This window comes from Vibrio tapetis subsp. quintayensis (genome assembly GCF_030409945.1).
In the GTDB taxonomy this organism is placed as follows: Bacteria; Pseudomonadota; Gammaproteobacteria; order Enterobacterales; family Vibrionaceae; genus Vibrio; species Vibrio quintayensis.
Map to the genome: position 1 here is coordinate 169,033 of NZ_JAUFQV010000043.1, position 20,608 is coordinate 189,640.

Consider the following 20,608-nt stretch of genomic DNA (forward strand, 5'->3'; position numbering starts at 1 on the left):
CCAATTACCAATAAATAGCGGTTAGCGTCTGTTTTCTGGCAGCTTGCTGGCTTTTTCCGTATCGACCCACCAAGTGTCTAAACCAAGATCATAAGTAGGGCGGTGCTCAGGGCGTGAAAACTTGTCCCAGCTTGCGACACGGTATTGGCTGTTATGCCACGCAGGGATAGCGTAGAAATTCCAAATCAGTACGCGATCTAACGCTTTACCCAAGTGCAGTAATGCCTCTGGATTTTCTTGGTTTTCTGCAATTTTATCCGTCAAATAATCAACCGCAGGATCTTGAACTCCAGGGCGATTATATGTGCTGTCGATGTAGCGGCTGTTCCAAACAATTTGTAGGCTGGTACTTGGGTATTTATCGGAGGTGATTGACGCAAACACCATGTCGTAATCGCGGTCTTGGTAACGTTTTAGATACTGAGTGGTATCAATGGTTCGGATCTTCATCTCAATGCCCATTTGCTTAAGGTTTTTCTGCACTGGAATGGCAAATCGTTCAGTGGTTGGGCTGTAAATCAGTAATTCAAAGCTCATGACTTCGCCGGTTTCGACATTGGTCATGACTTTGTTTTTAAGCTCCCATCCCGCGTCTTTCAAGAGTTTAAAAGCAGTGCGCATTTGTTTACGAATACGGCCTGAACCATCGGCAACGGGTGCTTGATAGGCTTGGGTATATACTCGTGGTGGGATTTGGTCTTTGATTGGCGCTAGCCATTTCACTTCCTCAGAGCTTGGCAAATCACTTGCCTGATAGTCTGAGTTCTGGAAATAGCTTTGAGTACGCGTGTATTGCCCATAGAACATGTTTTTGTTCATCCACTCAAAATCGAGCGCGTAAGTCAGCGCTTCACGTACTTTCGGGTCGTTGAATATTGGACGTTGGATATTAAATACGAAGCCTTGCATCGACTGAGGAATGGAGTGGTCGATTTCTTCTTTCTTGATGTAGCCTTTGTCGAAATTCACGCCGTTGTAGGCAGTAGCCCAAAATTTGGCAACGCCTTCTTGGCGGATATCAAACTCACCGGCTTTAAAGGCTTCTAACATCACTGTGTCGTCGCGATAGTAGTCGTAGGTGACGGTGTCGAAGTTGTTGCGGCCAACGTTCACGGGCAGATCTTTTGCCCAATAGTCCTCTACGCGTGAATAGGTGATGCTCTGGCCTGATTTGAAATTGGAGACCACATAAGGCCCGCTACCAAGGGGAGGCTGGCTTAGCGGGTCGGCTAGGCTTTTATCTTTCCAAAAGTGTTCCGGTAGAATAGGAATATTACGTAGAACGGCGAGCAGTTTTTCTCGGTTAGGTGTCGTCATATCAACCCGAACAGTTCGTTCGCTGGTAGCTTTGACGGATTTTACGTCTTTGTAATAGGTCTTAAATTGCGGCACGCCTTCTGCCATGAATTTAGCAAATGTAAATTCCACATCTTTCGCTAATATTGGCACACCATCATGAAACTTGGCGTTTTGGTTGAGATCAACTTCAAGCCATGTGAAGTCGTCGGAGTAGCGAACGATTTTTGCTATTAGTGCGTAAGACACGTCAATGTCATCGGGAGATGTATAAAACAGCGGGTCGTTGATTTTTCCAACGCCAGAGCCAGGGTTACCACGAGAAGCATAGCGGTTAAAGTTGTCAAATGTACCTATGGTGCCATAGGTAACACTGCCGCCTTTTGGGGCATCCGCCTTGACGAAATCAAAATGAGTAAACCCGCTAGGGTACTTTGCATCACCAAAACCGACAATACGATCGGTATCTATAACGTTGGCTGCAACCCCTGTGCTGCATTGTAATGTGAGCGCAAAAGCAATGGTCCATTTCTTCAGCATCGATTTCTCCTTAATTCGATTCTTCACTAAATTAGCATAAAGTGATTGTTTTCATTATAGAAGCTCAATCTGTGAAATAAAGCAGGTAAACGGATTTATTGACGTATTGGTCGATAAATTGAATCATACTTTCTTCGATATATAGCTCATCATTATTAAATGTTAAACGATGATTTCCTTTGTGGATATGTAAGGGAGTGATAGCGAAACCAGATAGGATGGGTAACATCTGTACGTAATGGCAACGGCAGAATAAAAAAGGGCCTCCAATGTGTGGAGGCCCTTTGTTTTGTTGTTTTAAAACGCCGCTATCTTTTTTAAATGGTGTGGTTAGTTATACCGCAGCAGCTTGTTTCTTTCTGCTCGCTATCTTGTTTTTGATTTTACGAAACGGCACTTTAATGTCTTCCAAAATCAGGTACAAACATGGTACCAACACCAAGGTAAGCAGGGTGGCAAATAATACCGCAAAGCCTAACGCGACAGCCATTGGCGTAACAAAACGAGCTTGTAAGCTGGTTTCGAACATGATTGGTAATACACCGGCAAATGTGGTAATAGAAGTTAGAGTGATAGCACGAAAACGCGCACAACCTGCTTCAATCACGGCTTCTTTGATTGCCACACCACGGGCTCTTGCTTGGTTAACGTAATCTGTCATGACCAAGGAGTCGTTGATCACCACGCCTGCTGCGGCAATCAAACCGAAGGTCGACATCATGCTGAGCTCTAAATCGAACCAAAAATGGCCCCAAATGGCTCCGGTTAAACTAAACGGAATAACCGACATGATGATCAAAGGTTGGCTGTAGCTTTTCAATGGAATCGCTAGCAGCATATAAACAATGATCATGCCCGCTAAGAAGAACAGGATTTGCTGGTTTTGTTGTGCTTGTTGTTCTTCAATCGCGCCGCCAAGTTCGGTTTTAACTTGTGGGAAGGCTTCTAATAGTTCAGGTAATAGTTTTTCTTGAATATCACTCACTACGGCGTTTGGCTCGACTTGTTCTTCATCGATGGATCCGTATATGTAAACCGTTCGGTAGCCTTTCTCTCGTCGAATGTTGCTGATGCCCGGTTTTTGGGTAATCTCAACCACATCGCCAAGCATGACCTTTTTGCCTGTTGGTGTGGTGATCAGCGCATAGCGAAGAGAAGAAAATGCTTCACGTGTTAGTTTCGGGTAACGAACCATCACCTTAACTTCTTCACCGTTACGCAGAATACGTTGCGCTTCACCACCGTAGAAACTGCCACCCACTTGTTTGGCTATGGTGGAGAGATCTAAACCTAAATCATAAGCAACAGGGGTTAGGCTCAACAACACTTCCTTACTGGCGGTATCAATAGAGGAGCTAATATCGTATAGCCCTTTTTGGTTTTGAAGTTGCGAAATGAAGAAGCGACCTGCTTTGTTCAAGGTCTCGATGTCTGGGCCATACAGTAGGTAACCAAACTCATCGCCACCCTCACCGCCGTTAACATCATCGGCAATGGTGAACGATTTCATACCCGCAATGGTCGGCATTTGTTCACGCCAGCGACGAGATAACTCAAAGGTGGTGAAAGGTCTATGTTCTTCATCAACCAGAGGAACGATGATCTGACCTTTGGTGCGGCTGCGGGTCATCGACATGGTTGACTTCACCATGCCTTTACCGAATTCGGCAATGGTGGCTTCGTCTACTTGATAAATAATCTGTTCGATGGTTTTTAACGCGGCAATGGTTTGTTCGTCTGATACCGTGTCGTTCATGGTGATGCTTACGGCTGGGAAGTCGTGTGGCACTTTCGGGCTAGGTACAATGCGTACATAGCTGGACGTAACCAACGCCGCACTGATCACCAGCAACGCAATAAAGGTCGCAAATACTGACCAACGCCACTTAGTACACCATTCTACAAAGTCTTTATACGGGCCGTTCACAAAACCGAAAAAGCGCGTATTGAAACGATCTCGCCAGCTGCCTTTTTTAATCGGCGTGAAGTGTGTGTGTGCCAAGTGAGCAGGCAAAATTAACTTGGATTCAATTAAGCTAAATACCAAACATAAGATAACCACAACCGCGATGCCTAAGAAGAACGCACGTTCCGGCCCCGTAGACATGATGAATGGCGCAAATACGGCAATGGTGGTTAGCACGCCAAAGGTAGCTGGTGTTGCGACTTTTTTCACGCCGCTGACTACGACATCAACGCCGCCGCCGTGTTTTTCTATTTCCGTATAGGCACTTTCTCCCATCACAATGGCATCATCAACCACGATCCCCAGCACCATGATAAAGGCGAATAGCGAGATGATATTAATGCTGATTCCGAAAATAGGCATCATCATTAATGCACCAAGGAAACATACAGGAAGACCGACCATTACCCACATTGCGAGTTTAACGCGCAAAAACAGGCTGAGCAGTAATGCCACCAAAATGGCCCCTTGCAGTAGGTTTTTCAGCATCATATCGAGGCGAGCATTGAGGTAGTAGGTCATATCAACCAAGCTATGTAACTCGTACCCTTGAGGCAAAGTTTTGTTTCTTGCTTCGATGTAAGCATTCACGGTTTTAGCAACGGGTACCATGTTCTGGTCTTTGGTTGCTTTCACCGACAGGTAGGTTGCGTTTTCACCTGAATACTTGAAGTAAAGATCGCCCTCAACAAACTCGTCTTTAATAGTTGCAATGTCTTGCAGCAGAACCTGTTCACCGTGATTGCCAATTTTCACCGGAATGCGTCGGAACTCATCACCGCTGTAATATTGGTTTTCGATTCGAACTGAAATCTGGCCTGTGTTAGTACGCACCATGCCTGCTGAGTAGTTAGCAGAATAGTTGGCAATAGACTGGCTGACACTACTCAGTGTTAGGTCGTATTTCCTTAATGTATCAGGGTGGATCTCGATGGCAATCTCATCTAACGGTGAGTAACGCTCGACTAAGTCAACATTACTTAGCAAGCGCAATTCGTCTTCGATGGTTTTCGCCAGCGGTTTGATTTCTGACAGTGGCTTGTCTGCAGACAACACCATAGAAATCACTTCTTGCTGAAACTCTACCTGACTGACGTTAATCGGCTCCATCGCCCCCGGGAAAGAGGAGATGCCATCTACCCGCTGTTTGACCTTATCGAGTACTTTCGACAGATCTTTTTTCGGATCGATTTCTAATTGTAGAGAACCGCTACCGCGAGAGGCTCTGGTGACGGTCTTTTTAATTTCTGTTACGTCTTTAATAGCATCTTCGATTTTAATTAAGATGCTTTCTTCGATTTCCAGGGGCGAAGCGCCTGAATAGGTTGCGTCTATCGTTATGTAATTGATCTCGATATTCGGAAACATTTGCTTCTGAATAAAGAAATAGGTAGCGGTGCCCATGATGAGAATAAAGATCATCAATAGGTTCGCGGCCACAGAGTTATTAGCAAAATAGGCAATCAGACCCGTTTGTTTTGGTATTGGGTGGCGAGAGATGGTTTGCTCTGGCTCGTTTGAATTGAGTTCAGACATGGGCTTCCTTACTCTTTGTCTTGTTCAGCATTGGCGACAATGACGTCCATACCCACCTGTGGGTACTCTGGCACGGTGGTGACAAGTTGGTCGCCTTCATTTAAGCCTTGGTCAATTAAGAACAATTGGTTTTCTTCACGCAGTACGTTCACGGTGCGTGCTAGCATTTTATTGTCTGGGCCAACCACCCATACGGTGCGGTTATTGACCATTTCTTGCGGAAGACGGTAAATGTGTTTAAGTTTTTTACCTGCAAAATGCACTTGCACATACGAACCGAACTTTAAGGCTGGTTGGTTACTTGCCACGCCGTACGGATCTTGAATACGAACAACCAAGTTGATCATGCGGGTGCTGCTGTCGACAATACCAAGGTCACGTGCAATCTGTCCTTTACGCTCAATGGTAACAACGCCGTTTGAAATGATATTGGCGGGCGTCCCTTCAAGTACTCCTGGAAGAAACGCACTATCAAACCCAGCAATAGGTAAAATCACTTCACCCGCTTCGATGTTATTGATAGTGGCAACTTGAGTACCAGCAGGGACGTATTGACCGACGCCGATTTTTCTCTCGACGACTAAAGCATCGTATGGGGCAATAACCTTGCAGTTGTCTAAATCACGACGTGCACGTTTAAGGCCAGCTTGCGCCGATTTCACTTCTGCTTTAGCGCTCAAGACTTGAGGCTTACGCAGGTATAGGTCGGTCACTTGCTTGTCGCTGAGTTTTTTCGCTTGGCGCTTCGCGACTTCTGCTTTGGCTTTTTCTTCAATCAAGCTAGCTTGTGCTTTTGCCAATTGTGCTTCTGCTTGTAAGACGGCGGCTTCGTAATTGTCTTGCTCTAATGTGAATAAAACTTCGCCACGTTTAACCACGCCACCGGCCACAAAGTTAGGATGCCAGCTGGTAACTTCGCCAGACACTTGCGCAGACAGCTGCGTTGCTTCAAGCGGTGTTAGCTCGCCAAAGCTTGATATCATGACTTGATGGTCAGTTGCTAAAATAGACTGTGTTTCAACAGTAGGTGCGGTAGCAATAGGCGGCGCAGCCTCATCTTCTGGAGCTGAGTGTTGTATTGCGGTGTAGCCCGCATAAGAAGCCAGTACAATCAAAATAGGCAATAGCCATTTGATGATTTTTTTAAACATACATATCCCTAGTATCAAATTTCGCCTAAATCGGCGAAGCGACGTCATCATTATTCGAAAAATTCTGTTTTGTGTGTAATGTATACAGAGTAGCTAACTATATACCATGTCATAGCCACAGCTCTTGGATGAAAGATTTATTGCAACTATACACAAAGCAATCGCAAAAGTTAGGCCAACTAAAAAACCAATACTATTAGTAGGTTATAAATATTATTTTTATGGGTTGTCGAGTAAGTTTGCGACTAACGCCAATGGTTGGCTAATTTCACCAATGGATGTTGGACATGTTACACCATGTGAAGCTTTGATTCTGTCCGAGAATGTCCTGGAGGTGTAATCTGGGTTGTCTTAAGTGTCTTATAGATAAGTCAGTAGCTTGGTTGTTAGAAACTAAGAACAATGCTCGCAGCTACGATTTGATTACCCAAATTTGTTTTTATAGATGGTGAGTATTCACTAGGAATTAAAGCTCATTTATTCGTAATTGATGGTGTATCGGTTTCGGCCACGTCTTTTCGATTGATACAAGGCTCTATCCGCACTTTGAAACATCAGCATGTAGCTGTCTAGCGTTGGGTTTACGGTGCCCGCAGCGCCGACGCTGATAGAAATGGTAGACTTAGTTGGCGAGTGTTCATGAGGAATATCCAATTGCTCTATGCTCGCCAGAAGGCGCTTGGCTTGTTTCTTGGCGTTGATGGGCTCGGCGCTGAACAAGCACACACTGAATTCTTCGCCACCAATTCTGGCTACACAGGCGTCGCCGACAAAATCTACTGCATCTAATGCTTGTGCCACTTTTCGGATGACCTTGTCACCATCTATGTGGCTGTAGTTGTCGTTATAGAGCTTGAAGTGGTCGATATCAATCAGCAAGACCAGCATGTGAGATGCGTGTTTCACCTTTATCTGCTCTTTAATCACTCTTTCCAGTTCACGCCGGTTGGCAACGCTGGTGAGCGGATCATGGGCCGACTGCCAAGCAAGTTCTTTGCGGCTTTCTTCTAGCTCTAATATCAGTTGCTTCATGTTTCGAGCAAAGTCCTGCATTTCGTAAGAAAGAAACTGGTCATCAGGCGGCAGAACCCCCGTTTTTCTGAATCGTTTTAATCCAATTTGAGCGCGTCTAAATGGGCTCACAAAAGTTGATGCAGCAAAAAGGTTGAATGCGAGCATAAGCAGTGAAAAGCAAGCTAAAGCAGAGATTTCATCCCAACGAAGAAAGTTCGGGATCTTGATTGAATGCGAGACCTCAATAACCACAGACAGGGGGTATTGGCGGTCGTTCTTAACGATATGTGAATGATTATCGTGATCCTCCAATTGGCTCGCTGTTGCTTGTGGCACAACATCAAAAGAGATATCTAGCCCTGTTGATCCTTCAATTTGGATAATAAATGGGGCTCTTACTTTCTTAATAAACATCAGAAAGCCATCGTCACACTCAATACCTTGGTTGTTGCATATTCGGCTGGTGGCCAATAAATGCGGTGTATCGTCAATCACCAAAAGCCTGACAAAAGGTTCGAAGTTATCGGTGCCAGAGCGCAAGGTTTCCGCTAATAAAGAACCAAACTTATATTTTAGTGTGCCAAATCGGGTAGGTTGGTTAGTGTTGTGATCATAACGCATTCCCCATAACAACTGCACATCGCGGTCAAACACGAACACGCCATCCAGCATTTTGCTTTTGAACACGTAATCGTTAATTACACGATTAAGCATTTGAGGGTTCTTTGATATGGCAATTTCGCGTAATTCATCCCAAGAGGCGTAATCACTTAAAGTAGAGCCCAGATCTTCTTTCTCTATATCGATCGCGGTTTTTACCCGTTCGACTTCTAGCTCTTGCATGCGAATGGCTTCAACCACAGCTTGATCGTGAGACCAAGTGTATTTGATAAGCATGTATCCACCGACAAAGAGGAGGCAAATAGTTATCGAAATAACCACTGAAAGCTGTCGCAAGCTAAAGTGAGAAATGTTCATTAAGTACCGTATGTTGTATTGCAGTAGAATTCAGTTAACTAAATAGCCTGATATGAGCACCTGAATAGTAGCAGAATTTGGTATATAGAATGTGATCCCGAATGTATGCAAACAAATGAATGAGAAACAATCCAAGCCATTTGTTTAAATAGTAACAACGAAGCAAAGAAACATACAATTGTTGGTATATTTATATATTCAGTATTAATTGTTTAAATGTTACTCCTTTCGCCAATTGATTGACGTTGAGTCAATTTAACGGCGTACTAACTCGCTGATATTTATTGAAAAATATCAACTCATCATAGACATCTATGGTTTTAGAGTTTATATTCTGTGCCCTAGATCACATTCCGGCATGGACGCAGTTTAATTACTGTTTGAGGCATTTATGCAATTTTCGTTGAAAAATATATCTATTAAAGTTCAAGTTCTAATTCCAGTGTTACTTCTTGTCATTTCACTCTTTGGTGCTCTGCTGGTGACAAAAACTAACCTAGAAATTGAACAACAAGACATGGCTGATAATACTCATGCTCTGGTTGAATATAAAGATGCCTTAGCTGATTTGGATGATGAAATTTATCCGTTGCGCATTGATGCGGTTTACGCCATTTACGACAGCGCACGCAGAACCACATTTCGTAACAAGCTAACCACGATACCGAGTATGGTGGATAATTCAATGAGCAAGCTTATTACTAACCCTGATTTCCGCAGCGAAGTGACGCATGTTAAGCAGTCGATTCAAGCGTATGTCGATTATTCTCAACGTGCGCTGACGATGTTTGAACGCCACGATAATCTTCAAGTTTCTGAATCTGAGTTTGATGCTTTTATTGCAGGCTATCGTACTGTGGGTAACACAATGGTTGAATCCATCAATACACTGTCGCGTGATGTTAACCAGTATTCAATGCAAGATCTTGATGAAAGCATTGAGCGTAATGAACAAGTGAAGCAGACGGCAAGCTACTTAGTACTGGCTGTGTTTGTGATTTCACTGATTGTTGCTTGGTGGTTATCTGGTTTGATTATTTCTCCTATTGTGAAGCTGCAAGGCGTAATGCGTAAGCTGGCAGAAGGTCATTTAACGGTTAGAGCCGACCAAGATGGCGATAACGAAATTGCTAAGCTCAGTGCAGACGTAAACCAAACAGTGAGTCAGTTGCATGGCACGGTAGAAGCGCTGGCTCGTATCAGTGAAGAAGTGGCCTCTGCTTCAACGGAACTGGCGGCGGTAATGACGCAATCAGAAGCCAATGCTCATCAAGAACGAAATGAACTTGACCAAGTTGCTTCTGCTGTTACGGAACTTGCTAGCACAGCAGATAACGTATCAGACAACGCAACGGCTGCGGATTCAACGGCAAAACAAGCGGATGAGCTAGCAAAAGCGAGCCTAGAAGTGTTTGCTCAAGCTGGTGATGCTAACCAACAAATGTCGGTTGCCTTGAATGAAGCGGCAGAAGTGGTGACGGAGCTTAAAAATCAGTCTGATGAAATCAACGATGTGATTGAAGTGATTCGTGGCGTTTCTGACCAAACGAACTTGTTGGCACTGAACGCCGCCATTGAAGCTGCGCGTGCGGGAGAATCTGGCCGTGGTTTTGCCGTAGTGGCAGACGAAGTGAGAATGTTGGCAGCTAGAACGCAAGATTCCACTCAAGAGATTCAAGTGATCATTGAGTCTCTGCAAGCTAAATCTTTGATTGCTAATCAAAGCATGCAAACAAGCATCGATATGCTGGCTCAAAATGAAGAGCTAAGCCGTCAAGCGAACGACTCTGTGATCGGCATTACCGAATCGGTCAACGACATCAATGATATGAATGCTCAAGTAGCAACAGCCGCAGAGCAACAATCTCAAGTGACTCAAGACATTAACCGAAACATCAATAATATGTCTGAACTTGTGAATCAAAACGTAACCGGCATCAGCCAAAGTGCGAGCGCGAGTAATGAGTTATCACGCCTAGCGGAACAACAAAAACACCAGTTGTCGTTCTTTAAATTGTAGATGCTAAACGCGAAGTACTAAGTACTAAAAGCTAAGTAGTAAGAGTGAATAAATAAAAAGGCTAAGTGGGATTGATTTCTCACTTAGCCTTTTTTAGTTTTTGCCTATCCTGGTCGACCATCTTCTCTTGGCTTCATCAGCATCAAGCCATATTTCCCAACGAACATTGCGAACGAGAATACCCATAAGGTGGCGGATATATTAATGAATAGCATCATGTGCTCTGGCATTAAAGCAACGCCGAAGCTACGTAATATCGCTGCGATAAATAGGGCGATGAACGCTAATGTCATGCTTGGCCCTTCGTAAATATTACGGCCAGTATGACCGAGCGTAACACGGCTGATCATGGCTAAAATTAACCCGGCTAGGGCACCAATGGCAAATAAGTGAAGCATGTTGTGTTCAATAAATGGTTGGTGGGTTAATCCACGTACCCACAGTGTTAAAGGAATACAGGCGTAAGCAAGGTGTAAAGACCAAACAAGCGGCTCGCTGACTGTTTTCCAAGGTTTCCATCGGTATATTCGTATGGAGTGAGCGATGGCTGCTATGAGCATCAGAGGTTGGGATAGCTCACCTTGCGCCATTGGGAAGAAGCTCAATATGAAAAGCAGAACCAGTGGCAAGTTACCCACGTAGTCTAACCAAACCATCGGTTGTGGTTTTTCAAATTGGAAGCGACGCGCAGTAAAAAATGGAATGACACGGCCACCCATGACAGAAAGCAGTAAGATAAACCACCAAATCATGGCTTGCCAAACCGCCGACGATGGAAAAGGTGGCATGCCCTTAATGGTGGCGTAGCTAGCAAAGTTAGCAATTAACGCTAAAATGAAAAGCGGCACGAAGAACAAATTCTTCCAACCTTTTGCCTTGACGACGCGAGAGCCTATCTCATAGGCGAGCAAAGCAAAAAATAGCCCTTCAATGCTTGAGACTAACCATAATGGCGCTGGCGTCCAAAACAGGATTCTCGGCGCCAACCAAAGGCCAAAAACCAAAGCCAGCATGCCCTTTTTAGTGCCGTTGATTCCGGTCCAGTTTTGCACCGCGGTTAGAACAAACCCCGCAACAATCGCCATAGCAAAACCAAACAACATTTCATGTACATGCCACCAAAGGGCAGGGACAGAAAGTTGGGCTGGTTGACCGTTTTGAAAAGCGTAAACCCAAACCACAATGGTAATTAGGGCGTAAACGGAACCAAACAAGAAAAAAGGACGAAACCCTAAGCGCAGTAAAGGCGGGATTTTATTTTCCTCTTTCATATCGGTGATGTTTAACATAAGGTTTGTTCTCGATTTTTAAAGATGCATTTATAATACACCTTTAAAAATAAATGCCAATAATAATCTTATTCTAGCTAAGAACGGCACTTATGCAGAGACAATCCGCGGGAGATGTCTTTACTTGCGTGGAAGATCATTTCACAGGGCACTTTAATAAAATAGAAAGACATCAGCAGCATCATGGTGGGGGCGGCATAGGTCGTAAAGTTTGCCAAAGCAGAGGCAGATAATAACCCAGAGCAATTCCCATGAATGAAAAAGCAGACCTAAACTTTCATTAGAAGTAACTTGCTATAAAAATAATTTGATATAAAAGAACGGGTTTACTGGCTCACTCGTTCAATTAAACATAGCGCGCTATTTCATCCAGCACATCAGGGTTAGCAATTGCACCGATGTTCTCTATCTTTTTTCCGGCCAACACTTGTTTTGCCGCCAGTTCTACCAGCTTACCCGATTTGGTGCGTGGCATTTCTGTCAGAGTATGAATGAAAGACGGAACATGACGTGGAGAGCATTTAAGTTTTAAACAAGTGCGGATTTCTTTTTCTAATTCGTCATTGAGTTGGTATCCGTCCTCTAGCTGCACAAAAAGCACGACGTGTTCGTCTGCTTGGTGCTTTTTGCCAACGGCTAGCGAGTCTCGAATGAAAGGTAACTGGTTAACTTGCTGATAAATCTCCGCCGTGCCAATGCGAACACCTGCTGGGTTAAGGGTGGTATCGCTTCGACCAAAAAACACCATTCCGAGATGCTGCGTTTGTATGACTTCATCACCGTGATGCCAGGTATTATCATACTTTCCCCAATAAGCATTATGATAGCGCTCGCCATCATCAGCCCAAAAGCCTATGGGTTGATTGGGAAAGCTGTTACAGCAAACGAGTTCGCCAATTTGTTCCGATAGCGGGGCCCCTGCAGAGTTGAAAACTTGCACATCCATACCGAGTGCTGCACCTTGAACTTCCCCTTTAAACACCGGAGAAATAGGGTTACCTAAAACAAAGCAGCCACAGATGTCGGTGCCTCCTGAAATCGAGGCTAAGTGCATGTCTTTGTTGATATTTTGATAAACATAATCAAACTGATGAGGATGTAAAACAGACCCGGTTGAACAAACAGTTTTTATATGATCGAGAGAGTGGTACTTATTGGGGGCATAATTAAGCTTTTGAATGACTTCCAAATACTTAGCGGACGTACCAAATAGCGTAATTTGTATTCGATCTGCCATTTGCCATAAGGCATCGGTGTTTGGATAGGTGGTATGCCCGTCGTAAACCACAATACTGGCCCCACTGCCAAGAGCACTGGTGAGCCAGTTCCACATCATCCAACTGCAGGTTGTGTAGTAAAATACACGGTCGTTGGGTTTGATATCACAATGGAGTTGGTGTTCTTTTAGGTGGTTTAACAACGTGCCACCCACGCTATGGGTAATGCACTTTGGCTTTCCTGTTGTTCCCGATGAGTACAAAATCGCTAAGGGGGCATTGAAGTCTTGGCGACGGTAACGCATGCCAGTGGCTTGGTAGCCTTCAAGCATATGATGCCATTCAGAAAACGTGCTTTCACTGTCTGGGTGTAGATAGTTGATCTGACATACTTGCGTGATTGATGGCAAGTTGTCGACTACTTGTTGGTTCTTAGCGTTCATGCAAAATGCTTGACCATGAAAGCTGTAGCCGTCGACGCAAAACAGAACCTTTGGCTGTACTTGGCCAAACCGTTCTGTCACGCTGTCTACGCCAAAATCCGGTGAGGTTGCGGTCCAAATGGCTCCAATACTGCTGGTGGCTAACATTGCGATAATGGCTTCGGGAATATTAGGTAAATATCCTGCCACAACATCCCCTTCACCCACATTGCAATCACGCAGCCACTGCTGAGTAACAGACACCTTGTCGCATAGCCTTTGCCAAGTGATTTGTCGAGATTGCCCCAATTCATTTTCAAAATAGATTGCCGTTTGGCCGGGGTTCTGAAACGCATGTGCAAGGATGTTTTCGGTGTAGTTGAGGTTAGCTTCTGGGAACCATAATGTGTCACGCTCTGCGACAAAATCTTTGAACTTAGGTTCGCCATTACAGCGGATGGTTTCCCCTTTGGTTCCAACTATATCAAAGTAATTCCAAACAAGGCTCCAAAAGGTCTCACTGTTCTCTACCGACCAATCATGAAGTTGTTGGTAATTTTCAATGGACAGAGAATACGCCTCATTTACATGGCGGGTAAATTGAGTCATTGAGGCATCATTAATGCGTTGTTCGCTTGGCGTCCAAATTGGCAGTGTATTTGGCATAACATTCCTGAGCTTGATGACAGAAGCTGCGACATTTCATCGCCAGTATTTTTGGTACTCTTGTATCAAAGATAGTGGGAAATGCCTTAGTTGCAATGTAGCCACAGGAGATTGTGAGCAAAATATTGTCTTTAGCCTATAAAGTCACAGCATTTTTGCAGCGGTTTGTGTATAAAGAAAAGGACTTTATACATAGGACAGCTAAATGATTAAGCTTGGGATAATTGGCACTAATTGGATCACAGACAGTTTTATTCGCGCCGCGTTGGCAACTCGCCAGTTTGAACTGGTTAGCGTGTATTCACGGTCGCTAGACAAAGGCCAAGAGTTTGCCAAACAATATGATGCCGATGTAACGGTGTTTGATGATTTTGAGCAATTTAGCCAACACAGTGGCACCGATGCCGTCTATGTCGCGAGCCCGAATTCGTTGCATTGTGAGCAATCCATCGCGTTGTTAAATGCGAAAAAGCACGTCATTTGCGAAAAGCCATTAGGATCTAACCTCGATCAAGTAGAAGCAATGTATCAGGCCGCTCAGGCGAATAAAGTGGTGCTGTTTGAAGCATTTAAGACGCCATACCTACCCAACTTTGAACAGCTTAGAAGCAGCCTAAACGACATAGCTCCGCTGAGGAAAGTGTTGTTCAATTACTGCCAATATTCTTCCCGATATCAAAAATATTTAAACGGCGAAAATCCGAATACCTTTAACCCGGCATTTTCAAACGGGTCAATCATGGACATTGGCTACTATTGCGTTGCCAGTGCGATAGAGCTATTTGGTGAACCGACCAGCATCTACGCTCGTGCTGATTTGCTCGATTCTGGCGTGGACGGTCACGGCAGTGTATTGATGAGCTATGTTGGTTTTGATGTGATGGTCGCGCATTCAAAAGTTTCGAACTCCAGTATTTTGAGTGAAGTGCAAGGAGAACAAGGCGCGGTGTCTATAGAGCATCTTTCGGAAGCTAAGCAGGTGAAGCTGCACCTGAATGGGCAGCCAGAACAAGATTTGACCGTTGAAAGTGATGAACTGAGTATGCGTTATGAAGCCGAGCATTTTGCCAAACAAATTAATAATGGTGAGATGGACGAAAATGCCGTTGGTCGCTCGTTAATTACCGCAAGAGTGATCACCGAAATACGTAAGCAAACAGGGGTTGTGTTCCCAGCAGATACAAGCAAGGCTGGTTAACATGAAGATCGAGCTGGACTCTAAGTTGGTTAGAAATACGTTTCTATTTGTTTGCCTATGGAGTACGCAGGTTGCTTTTGCCGATAGCGGTGTTTCTGCTAGTACATCAGTAGCGAGTACATCAGTAAGCGGTGCGGCGTTAGTGGTCTCTGGATCGGATGAAAACGTTCATGTTATAAGCCCAACAGAAGAAATTGAAAGCTCGAGACTTCCCACTAAGTTTGTTTATCACATCAATTTAGACGTAGAAAAACCGAACCAAGCATTAATCGAGGTTGATACGTCGTTATTGGAAACCAGCTATTGGTCTCCGGCTCGGAGTTTGAATGACGCTGATCCTATCGAGTTAACTTGCCATAACGGTCAACAAACCAATAGCTTGCCGTATGAAGTGACACAGAGCTGCGATAAAGTCTCGTGGCCGATTACCTTTGCTAATGTTCCAGAACTAGGCTTGGATGCTTCAGCTCAAACCAACAGTTACTTCCCTGCCAATAAAGCCCGTAAACAACCTTGGTACTTGCTTACGGAGTGGCATTCATTACCACGAATAAACACCGAGGTATCCATTGAAATCTGTTTTGATGAAAATCACTGCCAGTTGATGCCAAAGCCATCGGAAGCGCCATTGTTCATGACGTTTAATATGCCTAACCATGAGTTATCGCTGTACAACCAGCCTTTGGATTTGTTTACCGATGTTCCATCCTTATTAGAGAGCCAAGAACTTTGGCAACCGATCCTGGAAGAACAAATGGGTTACCTCATGGGGGTGTTTTCAGCTTATCGAACCAAACCGTGGGACTTGGTCGCCTTTGGACGAGAAGTGAGTGCGGGCAATATAGGCGGAGCAGCAGGAAATAGGGTCTTTATGACCAACGTGCCATTAGAAGATGGAAAGATTCAAGTGGGGGGGATAAAGCACTTTTTGAAAATTTCTGCACATGAATCGCTTCACTTTATTTCATCCGTCGACTCCCCAATTTGGCTAAGTGAAAGCTTAGCCGAATATTATGCGCAAAAATCCTTAGTTGACACTGAATACGCTTTTCCCGATCCGGTACAAATATGGCGCGACAAGTCTGTAAACATGCCCGTTGCGGATACCGGATTATACTTGGCGAGCGAAAAAGTATCACAGCAGCAGTTAATGCAGTATTACCCGCTATTTTATCTGAAAGGAACCGCGTTTTGGCTCGATCTTGATTTACACTTGCAGCGTAACCAAAGCAGCTTAGATAACTATGTTTCTTTGCTGCAAACGAAGCAAAACGAATCGAACAAGCAAGATACAACGAACGCCACAAACCGCGATGTGACGCTACCTTTAGCGTTTGTTAAAGCGGTGAGCAATGTCATTGGTAAGTCGGTGTTTAGCCAGTTGGAAACTCGTTATCTTCTATCACCGGTGCAGTGATAGAAGATAGTGTTAAGGTTACAGGTTACAGGCAGAGCGGTTTAAGAAATTGGCGCTTGTTGGGGGGAATCGGGTTTGTCGCAGTGCCATAATCCAATGAACGCGAGGATTGATGCGAGTAGCATGATCGCGCCCAAAGACATCTGATTTTCAGACGACATAAACGATGCCGCTAAGGTTGCCAAACCTGCACCGAAGTTTTGAAGACCACCTAACACCGCACCTGCCGTACCCGCATGAGACGGAAATGGCGAGAGTGCGCCTGTTGTCGCGGCCGGAAACAAAATACCCGCGCCAAGAAAGTACACAGTAGCACCGCCCACCAACGTCAATACCGTTGTTTGGTCGAACAAACCTGGCACCAACACTATGGCTGAGCCAAGAGTAATTGCTACTATGCCGATGAGCAAAGAAGTGCGCTCCGACCATCTATCTGCAATGAGGCTTGAAACACCGGCTCCTGCTAAGTAGCCAGGAATAGGAACGATGAATAACATACTGACCGTCGTTGCGGGTAATCCGAGTGTTCCCCCAAGCAATACACCGGCTGCAGCTTCAAATACCGCCACACCTGCAAATGTCGCAACCAGCGTCATCAAGAAGCCTTGGAATTGACGGTTGCTTAAAACGTAACGATAGCTTTCTAGTACCGACTCACTCTTGCGTCGTTCTTTAGGTAGTGTTTCGTGCAAGCTTGTCATCATGGTTAACACCACCGCAATGCCAAACAGAGCAAGAAATAAGTAACTGCTGCGCCAGCCAAAACTTTCCGTTAAGAAGCCGCCTAAAACAGGCGCCATTAAGGGAGAGAACATCAAACACATACTGATCAGGCTATTGGCTCTCATTAAATCTGAGCCAGAAAAACAGTCGCGAGTAAGGGTTCGAGCCATCGCTCCGCCACAACCAATACCGACTCCCTGAATAAAGCTGCCAAGTAGAAACAGCTCGAAACTCGGCGCGAATAATGCGGCGACGGTTCCAAGTAAGTAGACCACCATTCCAATGATAATGACCGGTTTGCGACCAATGCGATCCGATAACGGGCCATAAACAAACTGAGACAAACCGTAAGGGATGAGATAACACGCCATTACCGCCTGCAAGGCACTTGGATCGACCAAGAACTCACTCGCCATGTGACCAATCGATGGTACGTACATAGTTTGAGTCATTTGACCTACGGCGGCCAAGATTGCAATAAGAAAGGTCAACCGAGCCAAAGGCACAGAAGCGGACATGCTGAAACTCCTGAAAAATTACTATCAATATGTGAATAGTGAGAAAGACAAAAACGTGTGTTAGATCACACTGTGTTAGGACGGCGAGATAGTAGAGGTAATGCGCATAGCAAGCAACAGGAAATTTTCTGCTTTCGCACGATGCTTTTCTATTGATTGGATTAGCTTATCTAATGCCTGGCTAGGTTAAGTTCGATAAAAATAAAGGGATAAAAGGGGAAACCTCAAGAATGACACCAAAAATAGCCTAGTTTAATTTATGAGCACTACAAGCCAAGATCTGACTACCATTCGATTTCAATCACAGTGCCCACTTTGACCATTTCTACAAAGCGTCTGATTTCATCATTCGTAATGGCGATACAACCATCGGTCCAGTCAAACTGTTGAGCGATTGGGGCAAAGTTAGGGTGCCAGTCTTTTTGTCCGTGGATCATAATCAGCCCACCAGGATCAACACCGAGTTGTGTTGCGCGCTGTATGTCTGCTTCGTTAGGGTAACTGATGTGCATTGATAGGTGAAAAGCCGAGTCTGTCTTGATGTAGTCGAGAACATAGCGACCTTCCGGTGTTTTTTGGTCTCCCTCTTGTTGTTTGTGGCCTTTAGGCGACTTTCCCAGTGCTATTTGAAATTCCGCAACCACAACGTGATTGTCTAGCAGATACATACGGCGTTTAGATTTGTCGACCTTTACCATGTCAACGTCTGCCAAGCTGGCAGGGCTAAAAACCAAAGCCACGAAGATCAAACCACAAGAAACTAAAGCTTGGTTTAACAACATCCTGCGTGTTCGGTAAGTTAGGTTTTTCCAACGATCAGCTCGGAGTAAAGCAAGCCTGTTGAATGGCAGTGTCATTGAGGGAGAAACGCGTCGCATACCGATTGAAATGAGTTTAAAGGTTGTGCAAGCAGTATAGAGGATGGCGCACAAAAAACGCCGAGTCTAGCTCGGCGTTTTGGGGTAGATCGTAAAATTAGCCAATAAACGAGATGTAAGTCTGAAGAATGATCAGGTTTACGATGTCGATAAAGAACGCACCAACAATCGGCACAACCATAAAGGCTTGCGGAGAAGGGCCAAAGCGAGACACCAAAGAGCCCATATTCATTACAGCGGTTGGTGTGGCACCCAAGCCAAACCCACAGTGGCCACCTGCGATAACCGCGGCGTCATAATTGCTGCCCATGGCTTTAAAGGTCACGAAGTAACAGAACAAGCCCAAAATGACCGACTGCACCGATAAGATAACCAAGAATGGAATCGCTAAGTCGAAGATGTTCCATAACTTTAGGCTCATTAATGCCATTGATAAGAACAGGGATAATGAGACGGTGCCTAAGATATCGACGGTTTCTGTATCAATTTTATGGACTTTGGTGACTTCCATAAGGTTGGTAATGAACACACCTATAAACAGAGCGTAAACAAAATCAGGGATCCGTAACCAGCTGATATCGAACGTGCTGACAAACTGCTCTAGATAGCTTGCACCTGTCACACAGATCAACAAGACAAACAGCGTTTCGATGACCTTTTTAGCTGTCACCTTGTCTTCTTCTAACTCGTTATATGTTACCAGTTCAGGGAAGCGCTCATGAGTGTGGTTACTTGATCCATACTCAGATTCAATGTTGTTTTTGTTGATCAAACGTTGGGCTACTGGGCTGCCAATAATGCCACCGATAATCAAACCGAACGTTGCTGAAGCCATAGCGATTTCAAGCGTATTCGCCATGCCGTAGCTTTCGGCAAATGTTTGTGACCAAGCTGCCCCTGTGCCGTGCCCGCCACTGAGCGTAATGGAACCTGCAATTAAACCCATTAGAGGATCAAGCCCTAATGCGGTTGCCAAAGACACACCGACGCCATTTTGGATGATGATGTAAATAGACGCGATGGCTAAGAATAGGAAAACCTTTGCTCCCCCTTTCATCAATTGCTTGTAATTTGCAGCTAAGCCAACAGTACTAAAGAACATCAACATAAACGTATTTTGCAAAGGCAACGAGAATTCAAGGTCTATGCCATTGAAATGCAAAATCGTAATCGCAACTGCAACAATAAGGCCACCGACAATGGGCTCTGGGATGTTGTACTTTTTTAATGTAGGAATTTTAGCGTTAACTAGGTGGCCAATAAAAAGAACGCTGATAGCGATCAAAAATGATTCTAGTGGGCCAATGGAATATGAAGCGTTCATAAAACCTCTTTACTTTGTCTGTTTTCGGCTCCTTTACTCCGACTTTGCTAATAAAAATATTGAATGAACATGTTTAATTTTTAGCAAATTATGCAGCAATCCATGCTAACAAAAATGAAAGACAGTCGCCTAGGGTACTAACAGGTAGGGTCTGCTATGTTAGAGCAATGTCAGGGAAGCGGTCATAAGTTAAACATCAGCTGATTTTTACTAAAAAAAAAGCAAATAAAATCATTGGGCTGGATCTTGCGAAACGATTGCGCGGCTTTTGCTGTGGATTTAATAGAAAGGTGAGCTGATTGGGTGATTATTGAGCAGGTTGTCCGGTAAGTAACAACTAAGTGCATTAGTTCAGAGTATATACTTGTTGTATTTGGATATAGTGTATCATTTAGCGGGTGTATTGTTTGACAATCCAGAAGATTAGACGACACTAACATTAAGGTTAATAGGCC

12 protein-coding genes are annotated in these 20,608 nt (G+C 44.5%); 3 read left to right on the plus strand and 9 right to left on the minus strand.

Going from position 1 to position 20,608, the window contains the following annotated elements; translation table 11 throughout:
- Nucleotides 1-21: 21 nt before the first annotated feature.
- The 4 genes from QWZ04_RS21735 to QWZ04_RS21750 form a co-directional block, all read right to left on the minus strand.
- Nucleotides 22-1,836: an extracellular solute-binding protein gene (locus tag QWZ04_RS21735; RefSeq protein ID WP_290330366.1), complete on the minus strand. Its 1,815-nt coding sequence runs from the start codon at nt 1,834-1,836 to the stop codon at nt 22-24.
- Nucleotides 1,837-2,170: 334 nt separating this feature from the next.
- Nucleotides 2,171-5,338, minus strand: a complete 3,168-nt coding sequence (locus QWZ04_RS21740; protein WP_290330367.1) for an efflux RND transporter permease subunit — start codon at nt 5,336-5,338, stop codon at nt 2,171-2,173.
- Nucleotides 5,339-5,346: 8 nt separating this feature from the next.
- On the minus strand, nt 5,347-6,489 hold the full coding sequence (locus tag QWZ04_RS21745) for an efflux RND transporter periplasmic adaptor subunit (protein ID WP_290330368.1): 1,143 nt from the start codon (nt 6,487-6,489) through the stop codon (nt 5,347-5,349).
- A gap of 477 nt (nt 6,490-6,966) precedes the next feature.
- Nucleotides 6,967-8,400, minus strand: a complete 1,434-nt coding sequence (locus tag QWZ04_RS21750) for a sensor domain-containing diguanylate cyclase (RefSeq protein ID WP_290330369.1) — start codon at nt 8,398-8,400, stop codon at nt 6,967-6,969.
- Nucleotides 8,401-8,872: 472 nt separating this feature from the next.
- Between QWZ04_RS21750 and QWZ04_RS21755 the strand changes: the two genes are divergently transcribed.
- Nucleotides 8,873-10,501 carry a methyl-accepting chemotaxis protein gene (locus QWZ04_RS21755; RefSeq protein ID WP_290330370.1) on the plus strand — a complete coding sequence of 543 codons (1,629 nt, stop codon included), beginning with the start codon at nt 8,873-8,875 and terminating at the stop codon, nt 10,499-10,501.
- 104 nt (nt 10,502-10,605) lie between these two features.
- Here the strand turns inward: QWZ04_RS21755 and QWZ04_RS21760 are convergent, their stop codons facing one another.
- The gene (locus QWZ04_RS21760) at nt 10,606-11,790 is read right to left on the minus strand and encodes an NnrS family protein (protein WP_290330371.1); all 1,185 of its coding nucleotides are present in this window, start codon (nt 11,788-11,790) and stop codon (nt 10,606-10,608) included.
- A gap of 346 nt (nt 11,791-12,136) precedes the next feature.
- On the minus strand, nt 12,137-14,095 hold the full coding sequence (locus QWZ04_RS21765) for an acetoacetate--CoA ligase (protein ID WP_290330372.1): 1,959 nt from the start codon (nt 14,093-14,095) through the stop codon (nt 12,137-12,139).
- Between the two features lie 205 nt (nt 14,096-14,300).
- Here QWZ04_RS21765 and QWZ04_RS21770 point away from each other — a divergent pair, with 205 nt between their 5' ends.
- On the plus strand, nt 14,301-15,293 hold the full coding sequence (locus tag QWZ04_RS21770; protein WP_290330373.1) for a Gfo/Idh/MocA family protein: 993 nt from the start codon (nt 14,301-14,303) through the stop codon (nt 15,291-15,293).
- Between the two features lies 1 nt (nt 15,294).
- The gene (locus tag QWZ04_RS21775) at nt 15,295-16,710 is read left to right on the plus strand and encodes a hypothetical protein (RefSeq protein ID WP_290330374.1); all 1,416 of its coding nucleotides are present in this window, start codon (nt 15,295-15,297) and stop codon (nt 16,708-16,710) included.
- Nucleotides 16,711-16,751: 41 nt separating this feature from the next.
- Here QWZ04_RS21775 and emrD read toward each other — a convergent pair whose 3' ends face one another.
- From emrD to gltS, 3 genes are all read right to left on the minus strand, one after another.
- Entirely contained in the window at nt 16,752-17,951 is a 1,200-nt protein-coding gene (emrD, locus tag QWZ04_RS21780; RefSeq protein WP_290330375.1) for a multidrug efflux MFS transporter EmrD, read from the minus strand.
- Nucleotides 17,952-18,235: 284 nt separating this feature from the next.
- Complete coding sequence (locus QWZ04_RS21785) at nt 18,236-18,733, minus strand: L,D-transpeptidase family protein (RefSeq protein WP_290330376.1); 498 nt, start codon at nt 18,731-18,733, stop codon at nt 18,236-18,238.
- A gap of 193 nt (nt 18,734-18,926) precedes the next feature.
- The gene (gene gltS, locus QWZ04_RS21790; RefSeq protein ID WP_290330377.1) at nt 18,927-20,153 is read right to left on the minus strand and encodes a sodium/glutamate symporter; all 1,227 of its coding nucleotides are present in this window, start codon (nt 20,151-20,153) and stop codon (nt 18,927-18,929) included.
- Between the last annotated feature and the right edge of the window lie 455 nt (nt 20,154-20,608).

Bases quoted from the DNA above. Each gene is read 5' to 3' on its own strand.
- emrD (WP_290330375.1), bottom strand. From the start codon at position 17,951: ATGTCCGCTTCTGTGCCTTTGGCTCGGTTGACCTTTCTTATTGCAATC.
- QWZ04_RS21750 (WP_290330369.1), bottom strand. From the start codon at position 8,400: ATGCTTATCAAATACACTTGGTCTCACGATCAAGCTGTGGTTGAAGCC.
- QWZ04_RS21755 (WP_290330370.1), top strand. From the start codon at position 8,873: ATGCAATTTTCGTTGAAAAATATATCTATTAAAGTTCAAGTTCTAATT.
- QWZ04_RS21770 (WP_290330373.1), top strand. From the start codon at position 14,301: ATGATTAAGCTTGGGATAATTGGCACTAATTGGATCACAGACAGTTTT.
- QWZ04_RS21785 (WP_290330376.1), bottom strand. From the start codon at position 18,733: ATGTTGTTAAACCAAGCTTTAGTTTCTTGTGGTTTGATCTTCGTGGCT.
- QWZ04_RS21760 (WP_290330371.1), bottom strand. From the start codon at position 11,790: ATGTTAAACATCACCGATATGAAAGAGGAAAATAAAATCCCGCCTTTA.
- QWZ04_RS21735 (WP_290330366.1), bottom strand. From the start codon at position 1,836: ATGCTGAAGAAATGGACCATTGCTTTTGCGCTCACATTACAATGCAGC.
- QWZ04_RS21775 (WP_290330374.1), top strand. From the start codon at position 15,295: ATGAAGATCGAGCTGGACTCTAAGTTGGTTAGAAATACGTTTCTATTT.
- QWZ04_RS21740 (WP_290330367.1), bottom strand. From the start codon at position 5,338: ATGTCTGAACTCAATTCAAACGAGCCAGAGCAAACCATCTCTCGCCAC.
- gltS (WP_290330377.1), bottom strand. From the start codon at position 20,153: ATGAACGCTTCATATTCCATTGGCCCACTAGAATCATTTTTGATCGCT.
- QWZ04_RS21745 (WP_290330368.1), bottom strand. From the start codon at position 6,489: ATGTTTAAAAAAATCATCAAATGGCTATTGCCTATTTTGATTGTACTG.
- QWZ04_RS21765 (WP_290330372.1), bottom strand. From the start codon at position 14,095: ATGCCAAATACACTGCCAATTTGGACGCCAAGCGAACAACGCATTAAT.